Source organism: Chitinophagales bacterium (genome assembly GCA_040877935.1).
Lineage (GTDB): Bacteria > Bacteroidota > Bacteroidia > Chitinophagales > CAIOSU01 > JBBDNB01.
In genome coordinates, this window is record JBBDNB010000043.1 from 15,776 (window position 1) to 33,525 (window position 17,750).

General features: G+C 37.1%; 10 protein-coding genes. 9 read left to right on the forward strand and 1 reads right to left on the reverse strand.

All coding sequences use genetic code 11. The annotated features are described in order from the left end of the window. The first annotated feature begins 23 nt into the window (after positions 1 to 23). The 7 genes from WD048_11110 to WD048_11140 all read left to right on the forward strand — a co-directional run bounded on the left by WD048_11110 (position 24) and on the right by WD048_11140 (position 11,341). Complete coding sequence (locus WD048_11110) at positions 24 to 1,895, forward strand: hypothetical protein (GenBank protein MEX0812754.1); 1,872 nt, start codon at positions 24 to 26, stop codon at positions 1,893 to 1,895. A 411-nt stretch (positions 1,896 to 2,306) separates the two neighbouring features. Further along, the gene (locus WD048_11115; protein ID MEX0812755.1) at positions 2,307 to 2,864 is read left to right on the forward strand and encodes a hypothetical protein; all 558 of its coding nucleotides are present in this window, start codon (positions 2,307 to 2,309) and stop codon (positions 2,862 to 2,864) included. Positions 2,865 to 2,969: 105 nt separating this feature from the next. Next, on the forward strand, positions 2,970 to 3,812 hold the full coding sequence (locus tag WD048_11120; GenBank protein ID MEX0812756.1) for a hypothetical protein: 843 nt from the start codon (positions 2,970 to 2,972) through the stop codon (positions 3,810 to 3,812). A gap of 97 nt (positions 3,813 to 3,909) precedes the next feature. Continuing rightward, the gene (locus WD048_11125; protein ID MEX0812757.1) at positions 3,910 to 4,527 is read left to right on the forward strand and encodes a tail fiber domain-containing protein; all 618 of its coding nucleotides are present in this window, start codon (positions 3,910 to 3,912) and stop codon (positions 4,525 to 4,527) included. Between the two features lie 25 nt (positions 4,528 to 4,552). Further along, positions 4,553 to 6,403, forward strand: coding sequence for a hypothetical protein (locus tag WD048_11130; GenBank protein ID MEX0812758.1), 1,851 nt, complete (start codon positions 4,553 to 4,555; stop codon positions 6,401 to 6,403). Between the two features lie 11 nt (positions 6,404 to 6,414). After that, the gene (locus WD048_11135; GenBank protein ID MEX0812759.1) at positions 6,415 to 8,901 is read left to right on the forward strand and encodes a tail fiber domain-containing protein; all 2,487 of its coding nucleotides are present in this window, start codon (positions 6,415 to 6,417) and stop codon (positions 8,899 to 8,901) included. 85 nt (positions 8,902 to 8,986) lie between these two features. After that, complete coding sequence (locus tag WD048_11140; GenBank protein ID MEX0812760.1) at positions 8,987 to 11,341, forward strand: tail fiber domain-containing protein; 2,355 nt, start codon at positions 8,987 to 8,989, stop codon at positions 11,339 to 11,341. A gap of 21 nt (positions 11,342 to 11,362) precedes the next feature. On the opposite strand, the gene WD048_11145 is transcribed toward WD048_11140, so the two are convergent. Further along, on the reverse strand, positions 11,363 to 13,156 hold the full coding sequence (locus WD048_11145; GenBank protein ID MEX0812761.1) for an SLC13 family permease: 1,794 nt from the start codon (positions 13,154 to 13,156) through the stop codon (positions 11,363 to 11,365). 217 nt (positions 13,157 to 13,373) lie between these two features. On the opposite strand from WD048_11145, the gene WD048_11150 reads away from it, so the two are divergent. Together WD048_11150 and WD048_11155 are read left to right on the forward strand one after the other, a co-directional pair. Continuing rightward, positions 13,374 to 15,395 carry a VWA domain-containing protein gene (locus WD048_11150; GenBank protein MEX0812762.1) on the forward strand — a complete coding sequence of 674 codons (2,022 nt, stop codon included), beginning with the start codon at positions 13,374 to 13,376 and terminating at the stop codon, positions 15,393 to 15,395. 90 nt (positions 15,396 to 15,485) lie between these two features. After that, positions 15,486 to 17,669 (forward strand): gliding motility-associated C-terminal domain-containing protein, encoded by a 2,184-nt coding sequence (locus WD048_11155; protein MEX0812763.1) that lies wholly within the window; start codon positions 15,486 to 15,488, stop codon positions 17,667 to 17,669. Positions 17,670 to 17,750: the final 81 nt, after the last annotated feature.

Here is a 17,750-nt window from a genome sequence, read left to right on the forward strand (position 1 = left end):
TTGAACACTTAAAACAGATACTTATGTACTCAATAACTACTTATAAAATACCCAAATTTACTTTCCTTTTTCTGTTGATTTTTGCTTTCGTTGGCCTTACGGCAAATGACAATAAAACGGAAGATTCAAGTGAGCAAACTGACAGTCAAATTGAGATGCCACAGGAAATTGTTGAGGCTTTATTCAAGAATGATGGAGCTTTTCGTGATTTTAATCCGGAAGACGAAATTGTAGAAAAAAGAACGCTTGAATCCAAGCATTTTAAAAACTCCAATGGAAACATAACTGCTGTTGTAGGAGCAGGTCCTGTTCACTACAAAGAAGATGGAGCGTGGAAAACAATATTGGAATATATATTTGAAAACAATACCAATAAACATCCCGATTATAAATTGGCTGCACCTTTCAATGAACATAAAATGTATTTCCCTGAATTTCCCGGCAAGCCGATACTTGTAGAAAAAGAAGGATATGTATACAAAGACTGGGAAAAACCAACTATGGTATGGTTAGATGCTCAAGGCAAGGTACTTTCAGAAGTTAATTTTAATAGGGCGGCAAAATCTGAATACAATAAGGATAGTTTGCTATATCGAGATATTTTCCCAAATACAGATGCCTTAATATCTAACTCCATTACCACTAAAAAATTAAACTATTTACTCAAAGACGCTTCTATTCTAAATCAAAAACCTAATTCGGCTGTATTTTTGGCTTTCAAGGAAAATATTCGTTTTGATCCCACCTGGAAAATAACAGGAAATACAAATGGTGAAGAAAAGTTTATAGGGCTAAATGATGGAGATGTTTACAATGACATTATGATAGTTAATGAAAGGAACAATCCTATGATTGAAATTAAAACACCACTTTTTTTTCAACAACATAGAAGTGAGTTCGATTCATTAAACCGCGATAGGTATATGAATGGTGCATACCTGCTCAAGTCAAATTCCAGTGAATTTGAAATTTTTACTTTGGTTCCATTGGATTGGCTGAGCCAAAGAGAATTTCCTGTTGTAATTGACCCTGTAACAAATTATTATCCTGACCCAATATGGACTTATGTGCCTTCTTTGACTACATATAGAGGTGATAATTCAGGTGATTATTGGTGTACAACATGGGGCACAAGTTATAATAGAACTTATGAATATGACATTAGCTATGGATGGGCTGATGATACATGGCCAACAAATAATCCTTATTTTGATGGACATGCTACTTTCAATCTCACATCTATACCAGATAATTCCTGTGTTTTTTCTGCAACATATTCTTGGTGGCTTTACTATTATAGGTGGTGTGATGATCAGATCACATTGAGATTCGGTAGATCTCAGTACAATACTAATTTAGCAGAAACTAGTTCATGTGATATTGTGGGTGAAAGAATTAGAAGTAACGATTATTATTATAGAGGCACTGGTAAAAACGCTACTGGAAGACATTACCAAACAGGTAATACGACTCATATATCAAATAATTTAGGTTCTAACTATATTTCTATAGGTTGGGCATACAATGGCGGTGATGATTGTTGTTCATTTTCATGTGGTGGTGATGATGGTAATTGGCAAAATGTTTATGGTTACCAAAGTAGCGCTAAACCATATGTAAGCATAGATTACGAAGGTGGTGCTCCTGCTGGTTTTGATAAAATATGGACGGGTCGTGTAAGCACTGCGTGGAACAACTCCAGCAACTGGTGCCCTATCGGTGTACCTACTTCTTCCCATAGAGTATATATACCAAATGAACCAAACGATCCAACTTTATCTGATAATCAATATGTAAGTTGTATTACCATTCATTCAAGCGGAGGTGCTGAAGTCACTATTACTTCTACCGGTACATTGAATGTGGGTAATGGCTCTTGCCCGACTTATCCTTAATTTTAATGGGGTTGTGAGATCTAAGTGTTGAGCATTTATCAGCAGGCAGCAGAGCAGTGCGCTTGGTGTATGCCTGTCAACCCTGTAAAACTAAGCTGCCAAGACTTCCAAAGGCTCATTCCGATAAAATCTGAATTGGGAAGTCTGATAAAATCACCCACTGTCCGTAGTGCCCACACTACGGACTTTTCAACTTTTCAGAAGGCAAGTCGTCCGATGACTGCTGTTTACGAAAATTATTATACAAAGCCTTAATAGTTTTTACTGTAATACATGTAATTTAATGTGTAGTTATATTCGCTCTCGTTTTGAAATGATATCATGTTGTGATAATTTTTCTATTACATTTAATGGTTAAATGGCAAATAAATATTAATTTCATAGTAATTGGTAAAAAAACATAATTGCATTATGAAAAACATCATTGCATCATTCATTGTCATTATAATAATATTACCATGTGTTTTCTCGCAGGAAAATAAACCCAATAACACGATAAGTGAAGTAGCACCTAATATGCCTGAAAGACCTGAAGGCGAACTTATAGAATTACATGATTATCGTATGGCTATGGATGAATGGGTAGCTGAATATCCTGAAGAGTTTAAAAAAGCTGTTGCTATTGATGCTTCATTAAATGTTTTTGCTCCAATAAAAAGCCGTGCTCCAAAACCCGGTGACAGACCTTTAAGTTTACCACCGGTAGGTACATTGCCTGCGTTTATGAATTACCCTGTAAATGAGACCAAACCTTATTTTATAGATAATAATAATCCAGATTATGACTCCCTGGTTTACAAAAGAAAATTACAGCATTGGTATTACGAATTTAACAAAGAGACATATGTTCAGAAGTATGGTGAACTTCCAACTATCCCAGATTCAATTGAAATCATATCACATCCTAATCAATTTCCTACTGAAGTAGATACAAGTCAATATAAAGGCTATTACCCTGAATTTAATTAGCAATATTAAACTTCTATTAATATGATTTCAGAAAATTATATAAATAAACAAAAAACAAAAAATATAATATTATTTGGAGTGTTGTTTTTTTTGCTTTATCCAATTATGCAAGCCCAAACTACCTATTCTGATGGCCCTATGAGGTTGGTAGTGCGAGTTGCTTTTGTTTATATAGATGACTATTATGATGTTTTTGGAGGAGATCAGGAACCGAGGTGGAAAGTATGGGCTCGAGATTACCCCAACTTAGACGGTATGGACTGGCAGGGGTATCATTGTATTCAATATAATTGTGCCTGTTATCAGTGGGTCAATGCACCAAATCATTTTGGTAATGCCTATTGGGTAATGAATAATTATTATACAGGTTCAAATGTGCCTGGAGGGATAGATCTACGACTTGAGTCTTTTGAGAAAGATGGCTGCAGTGGTCCAAACTGCGGTTATGAAAGCAGTAAATTTAGCAATTGTTATGATGGTGACGATGCGCATTGGGGACCAGGTGGAATTGGTTCAAATATTCAATATAGAAATATGGGTCCCCCTTGTCAGTGGAATGGAAGTGAAATTGTAAATGGAACCTGGCAATATACGGGTGCGGAATATTATGGAGGAAGCTCACCTTATTATCCTTATTATCAATGGGGTATCCAAATCAATACTTATTGGGAATATACAGGAAGTACAGCAGGTACTTATTATTGGAGAGGTTTTTACAGTGATGATTGGAACCATGCCTGTAATTGGAGTACCAATTCGGTACCTACCTCTACAAAAAATGTGGTTATTCCTGACCCTCCAACCAATCCTCCTACAACATATCATAACCCGGTGGTAAGAAATACCAATTCTGGCGTTGATGCTTATTGTTATACCCTGACCATTCAGGGTTCTGCTGAAATAGAAATTCAATCAACTAATAATGCAGAACTTCGTGTTACACAATGATATTTGTTTAATATGATCAGAGCTTAATCCCGCTTTTACACCAATTTTTATTGCTATTTACTGCATTATTTTATACCTTAGGTAAAAAGCGAGGCATATGCAGCAAATTTACCTATTCACCCTTTCATTTATTGTAATGCTTTCCTCTGCACTCAGTGCCCAGAATGTGGGTATTGGCACAGCAAACCCTTCCCAAAAGCTCGATGTGCAGGGCGGCCTGGTAGTTGACAACCTAAATGATGGCGGAACAAGTGCCCTTTGGGTAACACGTCATGGAGCAGAGTCAGGCCTGAAAGATTTTCAAAAGCTGGAAAATGCTTTGGAAAAAGTTCTGCAGATCAATGGTATGTATTACAATTGGAAAGCCGATGAATATCCTGAAATGCAATTGTCAGATAAAAAGCAACTGGGATTAATAGCCCAGGAAATTCAAAAAGTATTGCCTGAAATTGTGGATGAAGATGAGGATGGATACCTCTCGGTTGAATATGGCCACCTCACTCCCTTGTTGATTGAAGCTGTGAAGGAATTGTCAGATGAACTGTCTGAATCGAGAAAGGAGCAATTGACTATGGCCGAAAACAACAAATGTGAAATTGAAAAATTGAAAGATGAGTTATCTCTACTCCGCTCACAAACAAAGCGGATGGATAATTTAGAAAAGGAAATTTCATATATTAGAGAGCAGATTTCTATGAGTGCTGATGTAAAATAGTTTTTAATCTCAAAATATTGCCTTTATGAGAATTTTGTATTTGTTTTTACTGATGGTTTTCCTCTCAGGAAATCTTATTGCTTCTGATAATTCTGGTTATGGTAATAAAAACAATTCCAGAAAAGCTGCAATTATTCAGAAATTAGTTAATTCCGGATATACTGAAAACATTGCTGCAAGAACCATTGATGAAAAGCATTTTTCCAAAGGTGCACAATCGGTACTGATAAAGGGCGGCCAGCCATTACACTATAAAACTGCCAATGGCGAATGGAAAGAAATTGCAATGGAAACAAACTGGATAGATAATAACAATGAATTTTATGGTATTGAAGAAGTCCCTGTACAAATGAAAGTAAATTCCAGCCAGGGTGATATGTATTTTATTTCAGAAAACTCAGAATTTAAATTTTCGGGAGCAATTAAAATGCAACAATATGATGAATTTGGGAATTTGCTGCATACTGAGAATGCTAAAATTACCAAAGCAAAAGTCAATTCAGAGGTTGTTTTATTTGAAAATATTTTTCCTGATATAGACATGGTGATCAAAATCAGTCCCCTGGCTACCAAAACCAATTTTATTATAAAGAGTAAACCAAGCTTGTTGCCAGCTACAGCCTCGGTTTCATTTACAATTGATGTAAATGAAAAAAACAATCAATTTTTATCTGCATATTCAAACAATAATAACAAGGATATCCAGCTATTTACCAATAGTGATACCTTGTTTTTTAGTCCGATTTTGATCCACGATAATGATTTAAAAAATACAAACAAACACACTCTTGGTTGGTATGAATTTGATGAAGGTGATACACAGGAGTTGAAATTTCTTTTTGACAAATCAGCTGTTTTTAATGCAACTACTCAATACCCTGTGACAGTTGATCCATATGCAACTGCGTACAGCAATGCGACCGTGCCTTCTTGCTATTATCCAAGTTATTATGCAGCAACTATTTACGCTCCGGTACCAGCTGGTCAGATTTTAGGAAAAACCTATTTTGAAACCGATTTTTATGCCTACAATGGTGCGTATAGGTCTGAGCAGAGACATTACATACAAGGCCCTTCTGCTACTTCGCCTGTTTTTGCAGGGGGGGCATATTCTGGCGGCTATGAATTGTGGTCAGGTTTTTTAGATGTTTCTCAGGGGCATGTATCAAACGGATCTGTGCCTTATACCTGGTATGTTTCAAGAACCTGGGGCGGTTCGGGTTGTAATACAACTTATAATATTGTTACATTCAGGTATGTTGTTGCTTTTTATGGACCCTGTCCCAACACCAATAACCCTGCGAGTCCGGTTGACCGGGGTTCGCCTTCTTGTGGCAGTTTTACAAATATTAGCGTTGCTTCAGGCACATATGTAGAGTTTGATGTGGTACAAGGTGTCAATTACGATTTTAGCACCTGTGGTTCTTCTTTTGATACCGAAATTTCAGGATACAATGGTGCTTCCGGCTTGTTTTATAATGACGACAATGGTCCTGATTGCAATCCAAGTTTGCAGGCATCAGTAAACTGGACTGCAACTTATACAGGTAAGCTTCGAATTTTGATCAATAATTTTGATTACAATGTATCCAATTGCCAAAGCAATGGTTCGGTTTCTACATTAAAAGCAAGGGCAAATGGCGGACCTATTGGGGTATGGACTGGTAATGGCTCTAATCGCTATTGGGAAAACCCGGTGAATTGGGAGTGTGGTATTGTTCCAAATACTACAACCAACGTATTGATACCAAATACAGGCAATAATCCTTTAATTAGAAATAGCATTACCGGTAATTGTAGAACCATAGAAGTGCAATCTACCAGTGGAGCTTTGGTTGAAATTGCAACTGGTGGTACTCTAAATGTAACCCAATAAATAAAAACTTTATGAAACAACTTATACTCCTCCTGATTACTTTAATATTTTCAATTCAACTCCCAGCCCAAAATGTAGGCATAGGTGAATCTTTACCGAATACCAAGCTGGAAATCAAAGGAGATTCTGGCAATGATTTGTTCAATGTCAAGGATCAAACCAATGATTCAAAACTCTACATTTTAAATAACGGCAATGTAGGAATTGGTACAACGGCTCCCAGTCAAAAACTTGAGGTTACAGGTGGTAATTTCCCTTCTGTTTTATTTAGCAATAACGCAAGTGGAAGGGATTTGTATATTGGAGGTGGATCTCAGGCCAATTTATCTACTACAGAAGCTACAGTTGGAGTAACCAATGGTAATCTGCATATCGACTCAGAGACCTCAAGTAAGATTTACTTTCAGCATTATGCTAACACGGATGCCATTTTTAATGTCAATGGAGGAAATGTAGGTATAGGAACAGCAAGTCCAGGTTTTAAATTAGACGTATCAGGAACCGCTCGTTTTACAGGGCAAGTAATTGTTCCTACAACTCCAACAGCAAATGCTCACGCAGCCTCTAAAGAATATGTTGACAATCAAGTAGGTGCTGTTACAGAGACAGATCCTACTTGGAGTGGTGCTGCCAATACAACAGCATCAGTAACTAGAACAGGCAATATATCTGTTGGTGATCTAACAGTTACTGGAGATGATGTAAATTCCAATACTAACTTAAGACTCAATGCGGGAAATGGTTATGTTGACTTTCGTCCAAGTCATACAGAGCATGGCCTTATCATTCGAGAATATGATGGTTCAGGTACGTCTTGGGGAGGTATTCGTGTTGTTGATTCTGATCGAATGGAACTCAGAATGGATGGAGGTTCTTACGGAGGAAGTTTGGTTATAAAAGACAATAACAATGTTGGCATAGGGACAACCAGTCCATCTGAAAAATTAGATGTTTCCGGAAATATTAAAGCTTCAGGTGAAGTTTATTGGGGAAATAATCAAACAAGAACACAAACCAGAAATGATGCAGGTGCTATGGGATCTGGAGTTAGAAGTGGTTTTTACGAAACCAGTTCTCCAGCGAACTTCCCTGCTGGAGCAAGCAGTTGGTGGCATTTATTGGATATAAGACATAACAATGTCACAAATAATTATGGGATGCAAATTGCAGGTAGTTTCTTCGATCAAAACTTGTGGTATAGAAAAACAGATAACAGTGCAACTACTTCTTGGTCAAGAGTTATGTCAAGTAACGATATTAATGGGACCACTAATTATGTAAGTAAGTTTACAGGAACCAATAGTCTTGGTAATTCACAGATTTATGACAATGGTTCTGGCGTTGGTATTGGTACAACAAGCATCCCTTCTGACGTGGTTTTAGAAGTAGACGGTGCTATTGGTGTTTCACGAATGGGTATTGGAGGTACTTATAACTCTTCGGAGGTACAAGGAATATGGAGCATTGCGCCAAACTATAAGATATCTACAGCTGATAATGATTTTGGTACCCAATACGGTATAGCATATGCACATACCAATGCAGGTACAACTACTAATAAAAAACCTATAGCTGGCTGGGGACATCAAATTATGTTGACCAGTAATGGTACAAGAAATATTGCAATGAGCATGACTAATGGGAATGCGTATTTTGCTGGAAATATTGGAATTGGTACAACAAGCCCTAGTGATAAATTAGATGTTCATGGAGATATTGGTTTGTATGGTAAGTTAGCTTTTAGAGGAAATGACACTTGGTTAAGATTGAATCAAGATGGTAATTTCTCAAGTGGGGTTTATACTCCCGGTAATTTAAGAGCAGATGGCGGTATGTATATACAAAATACGTCTCCAACTATTTACTTTACGGATACAGATAATCCTGCTTATATGATTCATGTTAATAGTGACAGAATGTATGTACTTCACGGATCTAATGGTAGTACTAGCTGGAATGGAAATAGACCATTAACTATTTATCAAGGAAATAAAGTTGGTATAAACAATTCTACGCCAAGTTATGAATTGCATGTTTCAGGTAGAATCAAGTCGAATGGCATCAATGAAACTTCAGATATAAGATTCAAGAAAGAAATCAATACATTAGAAAAGAGCCTTGAAAAAATTGAGCAGTTAAGAGGGGTTTCTTATTATTGGAGACAGGATGAATTTCCTAATGAGAAGTTCAACGATGGCTTAGACCTTGGTTTGATTGCGCAAGAAGTAGAAGAAGTAATACCTCAAGTAGTCCATACAGACAACGAAGGATACAAATCCGTTCAGTACAGCCACATTGTTCCTGTACTTGTTGAAGCAATAAAAGAGCAACAGAAAATAATAATGGATCAAAAGGCTTTAATTTGTGAACACAGTGATAAAATTGAGTCACAGGCTGGTGATATAGAATATTTAAAAGTTAAATTATCAGAGATGGATGTATTGAAAGCAGAGCTTGAATATTTAAAAGAGCACATGATTCATACGGCAAAAAAATAATTTAAGTAACTGATGCTTAAATTTGGCGTATATAAAAATCAGTTTTACTTATCTGTATATTGCCATTCATTTAAATTACACAACAATGAAAAGAAATTTACTTACTTTATTGATTACCATAGGAACTGTTTTTTTGTTGAATGCCCAAAATGTAGGCATAGGCAATCCCACACCCGTTGAAAAACTGGATGTTTCCGGAAATATTCAAACTTCTGGTAGTATTTCTAATGCCAGCAGTATGAGTATTTCCTATCCGGAAGGTGCTTACCTTTATGATGGAAATAGCGGCCATAATAAATATATTGTTATATGGCTTCCCAATGATGCATCCATCCGATCGATGATGAATATAGAAGCAAAATTTTACAGGTACTCTACCAATTACGCAGCGAATTTAATTTTTAGCGGCTATACATACCCTCCAACCCCAAGCTGGAGTAATACAGCTTTTACTTCTACAGGAAATGTTGACATCAACAGGGCAGATTTTATAGTAGATAACTCCGGTCGTTTTGGTATTGTATTGTCCAATAACGGCTCCACAATTTACTTAAGGTATTCACATATTGTGATTGAAAATGTTGACATTGGTTATGGCTCAACACATTACGACAAACTAAAAACGGGCTGGGAAATTGAGTTTACCGCTACCTACCCTGCATATCAAAGCCAGACTACACATGAAAGTGAGCTTCGAGTTGCTGGTGGCCTCAGAGTTAGCGATCTTGGGGCGGGTGTGGTAAAATCCGATGCCAATGGGAATATTACTTCAGGAAGTATCAACTGGGGCAATATATCAAACCCTCCTGGTGATCGTTGGGTTGGCCCTGATAATACGACAGGGGATATTGGCAGAACCGGAGATGTTGGAATCGGACTGACTTCCCCTTCCAGTAAATTGCATATTGATAATGGCAGTATTCGGCTGCCGGCTTCAGGCTATGAAGGATCAGGACAAATACAATCCACAGGGACAGTAAGATTTGCGAATGTAGGCGCTGCACAAGCAGTTTATGCAAAGCAAATTTCATTGTCAAGCTCATGGAATGATAACGATACATATACACAGTCAAATGGTGTTTATTCCAGTGGAAATATACGGGCAGGAGGAACCACCCTTGCTCTTTTTGCCAATACATCTTCAGGTAATGTAGGCATTGGTACTGCCAGCATAAATTCCAAACTGCATATAAATACTGAGGGCTCTGCCACTTATCCGGCATCGCATTTATTCTTTAGTATTGATAATGCCAGCGGCACCGGAACATACAGCATGGGGATAGACCCAAATGATGATGATAAATTTAAAATTGGAAATTCCTGGAATCCCACTTCGGGAACCTATATGACACTAACCAGTACCGGTGATTTAGGTATTGCCACTACTGATCCGACTGCTAAGCTCGAAGTAAATGGGCATACTAAGCTCAAAACCCTTAGCCAGGGCTATGGCTCTGACGAAAGATTTTACCCGAATGTGGTATCAGATGCACAGAATACTACAGTAAGCGGTGCATGGATAGTGCATACACCTATTCCAAGAAACTCCAACAGAATGTTTACTATAAGAGTGCACGGTTATGGATATGGCAATGGAGATGTAATTGATTTTACTGTTTCTGGTTATGCATACAGTGGAAGTAATGGAAATATTGATGGAGGCTCAGGTTCAGTAAGAAATATAGAGTTGAGTGATCAGGGCAGTGATAGCTGGGACAAACACATAGGAATAGATGCCAATGGCAATGTTGCTGTTGCTTTTGGAAATACAGGCAGCAGCGCATATTATTATCGCTTGTCGGTAGATGCCTGGATCACACGATCATCAGCAGATTATTCTACAGGCTGGAGCATTGACAGAAGCACTACAACAAATTTTGGCTGGAAAGACATCCACGGACCACTCACGGCAAACTGGAAACGTACCATTTATATCAATTCAAGCGAAAATGTGGGGATTGGAGGTGCACCCAATAACAGTTACAAAGTGATGGTGCATGGAAAACTCCGTACTGATGGTATAAACGAAACATCAGATGCGCGACTCAAAAAGAATGTGAAAAGCATAGAACATGCGCTGGAGAAGGTAATGGCATTGAGAGGCGTAAACTATGAATGGAATGCTGAGCAATATCCCACTAAACAGTTTTCTGAAGGTGTTGAGCTGGGGGTTATCGCCCAGGAAGTAGAACAAATTGTACCGGAACTGGTCGATACCGATACAGAGGGTTTTAAGTCTGTGCAATATTCACACCTGGTACCGCTCTTGATAGAGGCTATTAAAGAGCAACAGAAAATCATAGAACAGCAGTCAAATGATATGTGCCTCAGGGATCAAAAGATTGAAAACCTTACAACAAAGCTTGATGAATTGGAAGATTTGAAAACACAAGTTTCGGAATTAAGAGGAATAATTGAGATGTCGGCAAAAAATAAGTAATGATTGAAAAGATAATTGGTATCAAAACTCATAAATCATTGGTATAAGCAGGGTAGCCAACAGCCACAAGATCAAGCTTAGACCAATTCCCACTTTAAAGAAATCCTTGAACTGATATTGCCCGGCACTGTAAACCATCGTGTTGGTTTGGTAGCCAATAGGTGTTATAAAACTGGCAGATGCTGCAAAGGTAATGGCCATCAAAAAGGGCATAGGATTGAGCCCCAACTTTTCGGCAGTGATAATAGCTACAGGAGCAAGGAGTGCCGCTGTAGCATTGTTTGAAATCATTTCAGTAAGAATAATAGTGATCAGGTACAGGCCCGATATAATTGCTACAGGGCCATATTCTCCGAGATGTAATAAAATATTTTCAGCAGTATACAATGCCAGTCCGCTTTTTTGCATGGCAGTCCCCAGACTCAGTGCTCCGGCAAGCAAGGTAATTACCTTCCAATCAATAGCTTCATAAACATCTTTCATGTTTATCTGACGTATGAGTACCAGTGTAGCAACCCCTATTAGTGCCGCAGCTAAAATTGGCAAAATATTAAAAGTCGCAAGCAATACAACAATTAATGCTACACTCAGCACAATGCCAAAGCGTTTTTTATCAAAGGAAATTCGACTTTCTTCAGAAAGAATAATAAAAGGACTTTCCTGTTTAGCTTCCTGGTTTTTAAAAAGTTCGAGCCGGTGTGTTTTGATTTCTGCCAGGATAATATCTCCTGCAGAAATACGCGTATTATTTAATTTTTCGTGTTGTATTTCTGCCCTGTGCCTTATGGCCAAAGGAACTGCCCTGAACCTTCTTTTAAATTCTACATTTCCCAGTGTTTCTCCTTCCAGAAAGGAATTTGGAGGAATAATCAGTTCTACAAGTGTAGTATCATCTTCTGTTAAGTCCGATTCGCTGAAATATACTGCCGGGCCAATGAAAATTTTTAATTGGTTTTTGAGCTGCTTGATTTTTTCATAATTGCAGCGCACTTTCAGCTTGTCATTTTCCTGCAAAACCATATCCTGCGGTGGAAGCAGAAATTTTTCACCAGCTCTTCTGATCTGGATCACGTCCATATCAAGGTCTTTAATGAATTCTACATCCATTATTCTTTGACCAACGAATGGGGCATCCTCTAAAATGGTGAGTTCAATAAGGTAATCCCGCATATTGAACTTCTTTTCCAGGTCACTTTCCTGGATGCGGTCAGGCAATAGTCTCTGGCCAATAAAAAGCATGAACAGAATGCCTACCGTGAAAATCACGATTCCAAAAGGAGCTACCTGGAACATAGAGAAAGGCTCCAAGCCATGTTGTACAGCTATTCCACTTACAAGCAGGTTGGTAGATGTGCCGATCAATGTGCAGGTTCCACCAAAAATGGAGGCAAAAGACAGCGGTATAAGTAGTTTAGTGGGATTGTATCCTGAGGATATTGCTGCTTTTATAATTATAGGGATAAAAACAGCTACTACGGGTGTGTTGTTGATAAATGCTGAAAATATACCCACCGAAACCATCAATACCAAAGAGCCCAGAAAAAAATTCTTTTTGATCAATTTTGCCAGGCGCGGACCTATAGTGGATACCAAACCGGTTTTTAACATTGCAGCACTTATGGCAAACATTGCAGCTACCGTAACCGTGGCTGGGTTGCTGAATCCTGAAACAGCTTCTTCAACATTCAGAACACCTGTTATTACAAGGGCTACCATTATTAATAATGCTACTAGGTCTATAGTGAGTAGCTCTGAAACAAAAAGTGCCAGCGCAATAACTATAATAACCAAGACAATAATAGCATCTATTCCCATATGGAAACTTTAACCCCTCTTATATACTTAAAAGCACCTCCACAAAATGAAGGTAGAAAAGAGATACGAATTTCATTGAATTAAATTCAAAAAAACCAAATCTACAAACTTAAAACTTCATAAAAATAGAAACTCTGCTTTAAAGATGGAGAATTAATTGATTGCTAATTTAACTGCGTTTTTATTTTCCATAAATATTGATTCACAAAATAAAAACATGCGGTTGCAGTTTTTTATCTTAGAGCAAATTACCAATATGCGCTTATTTCCGGTTGTATTACTGATTTTGATAACTGCACTCAATATTTTCGCTAAGAAGAATGACATTGAGTTGCTTCCCGCTGTATATGATTTTGGGAAAGTCTATAATTGGGAAAATCCGCCAGCAGTATTTAAGATCATCAATCACAGCAGTGAAAAACTGCAGTTTTTGCCTACTTTTCCCACCCAAAATTTCCAGGTGAAATTGCCACAAACTTCCATTGCCCCTGGAAAAAGTGCTAAAATTGAAGTCTATTACTATACCTCTGAACTGGGCAGTTTTAGTGAAAAGATCAGTATTTATAGCGGCAGCAGCGAAAAAGCTATTGAATTAAAGATCAAAGGGGAAATCGTTTCTATGTCGGCATCAGCTCATACAGCTTGTCCTACAATTAACAAAGACAAACCTCAGGCCCAGGATTTTTATCAGGAAGTTTTAGTAATAAATGCAAAAACACGTGAACCTATTGAAAATGCTGAGATAAAATGGTTTTACAACAATCGCGCAGCCCACAAAAGTACCACAGACAAATCGGGTAAGGTTGTGGAGCAAATTGTGCTCGGAAATTACAGCTTGTTGGCAAGCAGGGAAGGTTTTGAGCCCAATACGGCCAATGGTTTGATCAGCAGGAACAGCGGTATCGTTACTATTCCGCTAAAGCCAATAGAAGAAGCTACATTCGCCAGAAATGATTTGGATAATAAGCAATATGAAAATCAAGCTGCTGAAGAAGGAATCTATTACCCTAAAACTCAACATACAGTACAGCGTGAAAAAACCATAGAGCCTACAAGGACAAATTTAGAAGAAAGTAAAACTTCTCAAATTAATCCAAGACAGGATAAAGGGGCTAGACAAAATCAAGTTTCTGAAGAAAACACAACATATAATTCGCCAGTAAAGACGCGAGCTGATTATTCCGGAATTGGAACAGAAGAGGTTGAACTGGAGTTTTATAATAATGACAGGGCTGAAAAAAATAACTCAGATACAGGTCAGGATTATCTTGAGCGAATAGAAGCCCTGAAAGAAGCTGAACGCGAAGAAGAACAAGCCTGGGAAAGTCCTTTTGATTATTCAGAAAATGAAATAGAAAGAAGCAATCAGCAGGACACAACACTTTCAAAAACGGAATCGGCAAGTGAATTGGCTGAAACTGCTCCATTGGAATTCTACAACAGGGAGCGACCACCAACAGACCCCGAGAAAGACATGGGCTATGCAGCATACCAAGCTTACCTGGAAGAAGTGCACCAATTGGAAGAAAAGCAAAATGCAGGATATGAGAAGCCCGATTTTTTCTCTGAAGAAACTGAGGCAGCTCCAAGTCAGCGTGCGAAAACAGAACAGCCTCTTGAAAAAGCAGCAGCTGAAGCAGATTTAATCGAAGACCAAAAAACTCCCTTAGACCCCAATGTTTATGCTGCAAATAATATTTTGTTTTTGATAGATGTATCTACCTCAATGAAAGGAGCAGAACGCATTGATCTTTTGAAAATGGCCATGAATAATTTGGTAGAGGTGTTGCGCGAATTTGATTTTCTTACAGTAATGACTTATTCCAGTGAAACCGATATTTTACTTGAACACGGAAAAGTAGAGGACAAGGAAGCATTAAAAAACCAGATCAATAGCCTTGAAGCTTCCGGTTGGACATTTGGTTTAAAGGGGCTGAATCACGCTTTTGAAATTGTCAACGATCATTTTATAAGTTCGGGCAACAACCAGATCATTATTTCCACTGATGGTAAATTCAACAACCCGACTTTTACTGAAAGGGATTTGTACAGTCTTGTGCGCAGTAACAGAGGGGACACTAAAATTTCTGTTTTAGGTTTTGGCGATGATCAGGATGCGCTAAAAACAATGCAGCGACTGGCAAGAGTGGGCAATGGTAACTTTCTTCATATCACCAATAAGCGTGAAGCGGGAGATATACTTGTGGAAGAAATTAAAACGCAGTCTCAAAAACAGTAAAATAAATTATTTTTAGCATGATATTTTTGATTTTATTGTTTAAATATTTATTTTGACACTGAGAGATATTGCTTATTTAGTTTAACTCTAATGAGAGCTATTTTTTTTTCCATAACAATTATGTGCTTTTTACCAATTTATGGTCAAAAGCAAGGAAATATTTGGTTTTTTGGTGAAGGTGCAGGATTAGATTTTAATGGTTCAGCCCCAACCCCAATATCTGGGGGACAGATTTATGGGAATCCACAGGGACCTATGGATCACCTGTATAATGAAGGGTGTGCAACTATTTCTGATAGTAGTGGAAATCTTCTTTTTTATTCAAATGGAGAGAAAGTTTGGAATCGAAACCATCAAATTATGCCTAATGGTGATGGTTTATATGGACATTATTCTGCAACTCACGCTGCTTATATAGTTCCCAAACCATTGTCAGACTCTCTATTTTACTTGTTTACATTAGACGGAATGCAGAGAAATTTACAATATGGCTTGAGATATTCTATTATCAATATGTGTTTAGATGGAGGGCTGGGAGATGTAATACCTGGAAAAAAGAATATTCCTTTACTTCAACCAGCAAGTGAAAAAATTGTAGCAATATATCACACAAATGGTAAAGATATTTGGATAGTGTCACATGAATTTTTTACAGATGCATTTTTCGCTTTTCTTTTAACTGAAACAGGCATTACGGATACTGTTATTTCGAATACAGGTTCAGTGCATATCGGATTGTTAAATTATTTCAATGGCACAGGAGCTGGAATAGGTCAAATTAAAGCAACCTCAGATGGGAATAAAATTGCTTTAGTTTTTTCCAATGCTCCTTCACCTGTAGGTGAGCTTTTTGACTTTAATAATGTTACAGGTATAATTTCTAATGCTATAAGTCTAGATGTTGATGGAGCAGTATTTGGTGTTGAGTTTTCACCTGATAATTCTAAATTGTACATTACTAGCCTTTTAGGAGGGCTCCATCAATTTGATATTACTGCTGGAGGCGGTACTTCATTTGCAATTAATGCATCAAAAATTCAGATAGATCAAGCTGGTTGTTCTGAAAGAGGTCTTCAACTTGCTCCTGATGGTAAAATTTATATGAAAAGATGTATTCCAGATAATCATTATTTATCAGTAGTAAACAATCCTAATGCAACTGGTAATTTATGTGATTATGTGAATAGTGCAATTGATTTTGATACGGTTCAAACAGGAATTCCCCCAACTTTTATTCAAGGCTACCAATACAATAATGAAACATATGATTGTGATACAGTGTGTGATGAATTTAATAATTCAATTTCACTTGATTTTGAGATTGATTCTGTTACTTGTAATAATTCTAATAATGGTGTGATAAAATCTGTAGTTGCAAGTAATTACCCTCCATTAGAATACTTTTGGAGTGATGAAAATGATAATGTGTTTAGTCATGATTCTATTGTTAGTAATATGGCACCTGGAACTTATTTTTTAAAGGTGGTTGATCAAAATAATTGTGTTATGAGAGATACTATTATTTTGAGTAACCCAAATCCATTAAATTTTGATCTTGGACCAGATGATACAATTTGTAATACTTTGTTTCAGAGTATTGATGCTGGAAATTATACCAAATATATTTGGTCAACTGGTGATACTACAAGAGTAATAAACATTCAATTAAGTGGGAATTACAGCGTTACTGTAACTGATTCAAATGGTTGTTTATCAGTTGATTCTGTTAATATTTTTATTAAAAATGATACTGCATCAGTTTATCTTGGAGAAGATACAACTATCAATCAACATGCCAGCATCCAGTTAAATAGTCATATAAATGGTGTTTTAAATTATCCAGGTGAATACACTTGGTATCCCTCTCATTTGCTAAACTGTGAAAAATGTCCTGACCCGACAGCAACTTTGTCGGAATCTGGACCAATAATTCTAAACTACTCTCGTGATGGTATTTGTTTTAATTCTGACACGCTTTATATAGAAGTTATGAAAGAATATTGTTATTTATATATGCCTAATGGTTTTTCTCCTAATAATGATGGGATAAATGATTATTATAAGCCAGTTTATAAGTGTGTAGATAATTGGACTTTCCAAATTTTTGATAGATGGGGTGAGTTGGTTTTTGAAAGTACTAAAGTTGGAGAGTATTGGGACGGCTTATACAATAATCAAGAATTAAATCCTGGTGTTTTTGTTTATTTAATAAAAGCAACATTTATAAATGGCAATGTGGTTACTAAAAGTGGTAGTGTAACAATGCTGAAATAAAAAAGAGTTTTAAGTAAACATTAACAGCAAAATAATGGTTGTTTAAATATCAAGTTTTTCATGATGACAACCCTCTGCTGG

What these genes read in the sequence shown, in the direction of transcription:
- WD048_11110 (MEX0812754.1), top strand. Translation starts at nt 24, where the DNA reads ATGTACTCAATAACTACTTATAAAATACCCAAATTTACTTTCCTTTTT.
- WD048_11115 (MEX0812755.1), top strand. Translation starts at nt 2,307, where the DNA reads ATGAAAAACATCATTGCATCATTCATTGTCATTATAATAATATTACCA.
- WD048_11120 (MEX0812756.1), top strand. Translation starts at nt 2,970, where the DNA reads ATGCAAGCCCAAACTACCTATTCTGATGGCCCTATGAGGTTGGTAGTG.
- WD048_11125 (MEX0812757.1), top strand. Translation starts at nt 3,910, where the DNA reads ATGCAGCAAATTTACCTATTCACCCTTTCATTTATTGTAATGCTTTCC.
- WD048_11130 (MEX0812758.1), top strand. Translation starts at nt 4,553, where the DNA reads ATGAGAATTTTGTATTTGTTTTTACTGATGGTTTTCCTCTCAGGAAAT.
- WD048_11135 (MEX0812759.1), top strand. Translation starts at nt 6,415, where the DNA reads ATGAAACAACTTATACTCCTCCTGATTACTTTAATATTTTCAATTCAA.
- WD048_11140 (MEX0812760.1), top strand. Translation starts at nt 8,987, where the DNA reads ATGAAAAGAAATTTACTTACTTTATTGATTACCATAGGAACTGTTTTT.
- WD048_11145 (MEX0812761.1), bottom strand. Translation starts at nt 13,156, where the DNA reads ATGGGAATAGATGCTATTATTGTCTTGGTTATTATAGTTATTGCGCTG.
- WD048_11150 (MEX0812762.1), top strand. Translation starts at nt 13,374, where the DNA reads ATGCGGTTGCAGTTTTTTATCTTAGAGCAAATTACCAATATGCGCTTA.
- WD048_11155 (MEX0812763.1), top strand. Translation starts at nt 15,486, where the DNA reads ATGAGAGCTATTTTTTTTTCCATAACAATTATGTGCTTTTTACCAATT.